Consider the following 5,314-nt stretch of genomic DNA (forward strand, 5'->3'; position numbering starts at 1 on the left):
TCGGCTCGGTCGTCATGCTGCTCGGCCTGCTGCTGGTGTGGGCGCAGACCGGCACGCTCGACATCGAGGCGCTGAGCGTGTCCCACGGCGCGGGGATGTCCAGGTCGGTGCAGATCCTGGCATTCGTGGCGATCGGCATCGGCCTGGCCGTGAAGACCCCCATGTGGCCGCTGCACACCTGGCTGCCCGACGCCCACACCGAGGCTCCCACCGTCGGCTCCGTGCTGCTCGCGGGCGTGTTGCTGAAGATGGGCACGTACGGTTTCGCCAGGATCGCGATCCCGGTCCTCCCCGAGGGTGCGGCGGCGGTGGCGCCATGGCTGGGGGCGTTCGCGGTGGTCGGCATCGTCTACGGCGCCCTGGCCTGCCTGGCCCAGCGCGACCTGAAACGTATGATCGCCTACTCCTCGGTCGGGCACATGGGCTTCGTCCTGCTCGGTTTCGCCACGCTCACCCCCGTCGGCATCAACGGCGCCCTCTTCGCGAACGTCGCCCACGGCCTGATCACCGGCCTGCTGTTCTTCCTGGCCGGGGCGATCAAAGACCGATACCACACCGCCGACATGCCCACACTGGGCGGCGGGATGCTGGCCACGCTGCCGAGGCTGGGCTCGGTGATGACGTTCGCGGCCGTCGCCTCCCTCGGGCTGCCGGGGCTCGCCGGGTTCTGGGGGGAGATGCTGGCGCTGCTCGGGGCGTTCCAGCCGGCGGAGGGGCTGCCGCGAGGTCTCTTCCTCGCGTACATGGTCGTCGGAGGGCTGGGCGCGGTCTTGACCGCCGCCTACTTCCTGGTCATGTTGTCCCGCGTCACACACGGTCGTCCCCACGCGGCCGGAGGCACGATGACGCCGCCCCCCGTGCCCGCCGCTCTCGCCCCATCCTCAGCCGAATCCGCACATGAATCTCCAAGACCCCCGAACGACACCAAGTCGCCACAAACAACCCTGGAAGCCCTGCCCGACATCAGGACCCACGAACTGCTGGCCTGGACCCCACTGGTGATCCTGATCCTGCTCCTCGGCCTCTGGCCAGGCCTCCTCCTGTCGCTGTCCACACCCCCCGTGCAAGCCCTGCTGGGAGCCGTCTCATGATCCAGCAGATCGACTACTTCCTGATCGCGCCCCCGCTGGTGCTCGCCCTGGCGGCCGGGCTGGTGCTGCTGCTCGACGCGTTCCTCCCGGCCCGCCCGCGCACCACGAGCGGGCTGGGGCTGGTCACCCTCACGGGCATCCTGATCTCGCTGGGCTTCGTGATCGCCCAGGCGGCCGGGAGCGGACGGCCGTGGTCGACCTTCTGCGTACCGCCGGGCCTGGCCGGAGGCGCGGAGCAGGCCGCGGGGCTGTGCTCGTTCGTGGTGGACGGGTTCACGCTGGTGTTCGCGGGCATGGTGCTGGTGGCCGCCGTGGTGGTCGTCCTGATGTCGATGACCGAGTTGGCCGGCGGCGCGATCCCCGTGGGCGAGTGGTATTTCCTGCTTCTGTGCACCCTGGTCGGCGCCGTCACCCTGCCCGCCTCGCGAGATCTGATCATGCTCGTGGTGGCGCTCGAGCTGGTCTCGCTCCCGGTCTTCGCCCTCACCGCGCTGAAACGCTATGACGGCCGCTCCTCCGAGGCCGCGGTGAAGCTGTTCGTGGTGTCGGTGGTCTCGACGGCGATCATGCTCTTCGGGGTCTCCCTGCTGTACGGCATCGCGGGCACGGTCTACCTGTCGCGCCTGGGAGCGGTGTTCAGCGGTCAGGTGGCGGCGCCCGGCGTGGCGCTGGCCGCAGGGCCAGAGCTGCCCGCCGTCGTGACGGTCGGGGTGGTCCTCGTCGTGGCGGGCTTCGCCTTCAAGATCGCCGCGGTGCCGTTCCACTCGTGGGCGGCCGACGTCTACCAGGGCGCCCCGATCCCGGTCGCCGCGCTGCTCTCGGTCATCTCGAAGGCGGCGGGGTTCGCCGGGTTGATGCTCGTCCTGGTGAGCGCCCTGTCCGGGCAGGCCGCCACCTGGGCTCCCATCGTGGGCATCGTGGCCGCCCTCACCATGACCGCGGGCAATCTGCTCGCGATGCGGCAACGCTCCGCCGTACGTCTGCTGGCCTGGTCCTCTGTCGCGCAGTCGGGCTACATCCTGGCGCCGCTGGCGGTGGCGGCCACGGTCGAGCCGAGCACGAGAGTGATCAGCACCTCCACGGCGTACCTGGTCATCTACGCCGCCATGAACCTCGGCGCGTTCACCGTCGTCATGCTCGTGTCCAGGACCACCGCGCGAAACGAACTCGACGACTACCGCGGCCTGGTCCTCCGCCGCCCGGCGGTGGGCATCGCGCTCGCGTTCTGCCTGGTCTGCCTCGCGGGCCTGCCGCCCGGTCTGGCCGGGCTGTTCGCCAAGGTGTTCGTCTTCCGCGAGATCGTCGAGGGCGGGGCCGGGTGGCTGGCAGTGGTCATGGCCGTCAACACGGTGATCGGCCTGTACTACTACGCCGTCTGGACGGCTCGCCTCTTCACCCCCGGCGGACGGGCGCTCGCCTCGCCGCCCGCGACGGCCTGGCTCGCCGTGGGCGTGTCCGTGGCGGCGGCCGTCCTGTTCTCGCTCGCGCCGCAGCTCGTCCTGGACGTGACGTCCCTGACGTGAAGCTCAGGATCGGGGCGTTGACCAGCCGCGATGCCGCAACGCGCGACGGCCCCGCTTCTGGCGGGGCCGAAACGGCACGTCGCGCTCCGCCCTCGGCTGAGCACGCCGGGGAACGCGGACCCGGGTCATTATCGTTGGACGTGGTGAACCCAGACCACGAAGGGGGGAGCCTTGCGCCACAACGGTCTGCGTACCGCCGTTCTGCTCGGTGGGCTGTCGGCACTGATCGTCGGGGTGGGCGCGTGGCTGGGCGGCGGCACCGGCCTGCGCCTCGCGCTCGTGCTCGCCCTGGTGAGCAACGGGGTCGCCTACTTCTTCTCCGACCGCATCGCGCTGTCGGCCATGCGTGCCAGGCCCGTCAGCGAGGTGGAGCAGCCCACCCTCTACCGGATCGTTCGCGAGCTCTCCACCGAGGCCCGGCAGCCGATGCCGCGGCTGTACATTTCGCCTACGGTGCAGCCGAACGCGTTCGCGACCGGCAGAAGCCCGCGCAACGCCGCGGTGTGCGTGACGTACGGGCTCACCCAGTTGCTCGACGAGGCCGAGCTGCGCGGCGTGATCGGGCATGAGCTGTCCCACGTCTACAACCGGGACATTCTCATCTCCTCGGTCGCCGGCGCGTTCGCCACGATGATCACGTGGGTCAGTTATGTGGCGGTGTTCTTCGGCGGCTCGGACGACGACGAGGGGCCGGGCTTCGTGGGTGCGCTGCTCATGATGGTGCTCGGGCCGGTGGCGGCCACGATGGTGCAGATGGCGATCTCCCGTACGCGCGAGTTCCAGGCCGACGAGTCGGGTGCCAGGCTCACCGGCGATCCGCTCGCGCTGGCCTCGGCCCTGCGCAAGATCGAGATGGGCGCCCGCAGGCTTCCGTTGCCCGAGAACAGCCGCCTCACCTCGGCCTCGCACATGATGATCGCCAACCCGTTCAGCGGCTCCGGCTTCGGCCGCCTCTTCTCCACGCACCCGCCCACCTCGGAGCGGGTCGCCCGCCTCGAGCGCATGGCCGGCTACCGCCGCTGACGCCCCGCCCGTACGGCGCCGATCCCGACAAGTCCGCGACCGGGAGACCCATCACCAAGCTTCCAGAACCGTACGACCAGAAGACACCTCGCCGAAGCGGAGAGGCACCTGGGAGGCGACGGCCGAGCAGCCCGGTCCCGCACCACCCGGTCGGCAGCTCACCCGGCCGTCTCACCCGCGATGATCTTCCGCAGGATCAGCGCGAGATCCTCGGGGTGGACGACCTCCCGGGTGCTCTCGAGCTCCGCCACGCTCCACCACCGATAGCCGAGCGTCGTGTCCTTCTCCGACTGCTCCATGTGATCGAACGACACGTTCACCGCATCGTCGCCCACCCGGATCGCGAAGAAGGTCTGATCCTGGGTGAAGGAGTACTCGCCCCACTCGAACTCGATCAGCGCCTCGGCATACGGCCCGGTGAACTCCTCGGCCGCGACCCGGATGCCGACCTCCTCGTACAGCTCTCGCGCCGCGGCCTCCGGCAACGTCTCGCCGTCTTCCAGGGCACCGCCGATCGTGAACCAGAACCGCCGGTCAGGACAGGCCGGATCGAAGCCGTGCAACAGGAGAACTCGATCTTGCCCGTCAACGGGCAGCGCGCGTGCCGTGAACCGGCGAAGGGGGATCTTTGCCACGGCTACCGAGCATACGGTCGAGGTACGCCAGAATCGCACGACAGCCCTACACTGCGGCGAAACGTACGGGCCGAGGCGCGCGAACCGGGTTCAAATGGGGCGGAGCGGCCCGGGGCACAGGGCACGAAACGGCGCGTCACGCGCGTACGCGGACGCCGCATTCGGCCACCCATGTGCCCCGGATACGCTCTCCGCGATCCTGGCGCCGGCTCAGAGTCGTACGGCATGCCTCTGGCTAGCGGTAGTTCACGAATTGCAGGGCGATGTCCAGGTCCTTGCCCTTCAGCAGGGTGATGACGTCCTGGAGGTCGTCCTTCTTCTTGGAGCTGACCCGGAGCTCCTCGCCCTGAATCTGCGCCTTGACCCCCTTCGGTCCCTCATCGCGAATCAGCTTGGAGATCTTCTTGGCGTTGTCCTGGTCAATGCCCTCCTTCAGGCTGACCAGCATCTTGTACTCCTTGCCCGACAGCCTGGGCTCGCCCGCATCGAGAACCTTCAGCGACAGCCCCCGCTTGACCACCTTCTCCTTGAACACGTCGAGCGCGGCATTAGCCCGTTCTTCGCTGTTCGCCGTGATCTCGATGTTGTTCTGCCCGGACCAACTGATGCTCGCCCCGGTGCCCTTGAAGTCGAAGCGGTGTCCGATCTCCTTGACCGTCTGATTGAGCGCGTTGTCGACCTCCTGGCGGTCGATCTTGCTGACGATGTCGAAAGATGAATCGGCCAAAGCAGCCATCCTCTCAGCTACGGTGAAATCGGTCCGGCCCCGTAAGCGCGCGGACCCAGCGAACGAGCCTAGCCAGCATCGGCCCCCCGTGCAGGATCCCGCCCCGTTGCTCGCCCACTACGCAGAGGATCACGATTCACGGCGATACGCGGGATGGTAGCGGTTCGCCCCGATCTTCACCGTCCCGCCGGTCTGGAACGGACGCGGCGCGACTGCCAGACCGACCCTGCCGACGGCACACCACCTCGTCGGCATTGGGTTGCGTCTGACTTCGTGATACAGATCTTGGAAAGAATCAGACAGGATCGGCGTGCT

At 68.7% G+C, this 5,314-nt stretch carries 6 protein-coding genes; 3 read left to right on the forward strand and 3 right to left on the reverse strand.

Annotated features, from left to right (window positions below):
• The 3 genes from ABD844_RS14595 to htpX all read left to right on the forward strand — a co-directional run.
• Positions 1-1,091, forward strand: a 1,091-nt coding sequence (locus ABD844_RS14595; protein WP_344877038.1) for a complex I subunit 4 family protein, incomplete at its 5' end; no start/stop codon positions are given.
• Positions 1,088-2,614, forward strand: coding sequence for an NADH-quinone oxidoreductase subunit N (locus tag ABD844_RS14600; protein WP_344877040.1), 1,527 nt, complete (start codon positions 1,088-1,090; stop codon positions 2,612-2,614). The genes ABD844_RS14595 and ABD844_RS14600, both read left to right, overlap by 4 nt.
• A 171-nt stretch (positions 2,615-2,785) precedes the next feature.
• Positions 2,786-3,637 carry a zinc metalloprotease HtpX gene (htpX, locus tag ABD844_RS14605; protein WP_344877042.1) on the forward strand — a complete coding sequence of 284 codons (852 nt, stop codon included), beginning with the start codon at positions 2,786-2,788 and terminating at the stop codon, positions 3,635-3,637.
• 158 nt (positions 3,638-3,795) lie between these two features.
• Here htpX and ABD844_RS14610 read toward each other — a convergent pair whose 3' ends face one another.
• The 3 genes from ABD844_RS14610 to ABD844_RS14620 form a co-directional block, all read right to left on the reverse strand.
• Entirely contained in the window at positions 3,796-4,272 is a 477-nt protein-coding gene (locus ABD844_RS14610) for an NUDIX hydrolase (protein WP_344877044.1), read from the reverse strand.
• A 235-nt stretch (positions 4,273-4,507) separates the two neighbouring features.
• Entirely contained in the window at positions 4,508-5,008 is a 501-nt protein-coding gene (locus tag ABD844_RS14615) for a YajQ family cyclic di-GMP-binding protein (protein WP_344877046.1), read from the reverse strand.
• Between the two features lie 120 nt (positions 5,009-5,128).
• Positions 5,129-5,314, reverse strand: a 186-nt coding sequence (locus tag ABD844_RS14620) for a hypothetical protein (RefSeq protein ID WP_344877048.1), incomplete at its 5' end; no start/stop codon positions are given.

The organism is Nonomuraea antimicrobica (assembly GCF_039536965.1).
Taxonomy (GTDB): Bacteria; Actinomycetota; Actinomycetes; order Streptosporangiales; family Streptosporangiaceae; genus Nonomuraea; species Nonomuraea antimicrobica.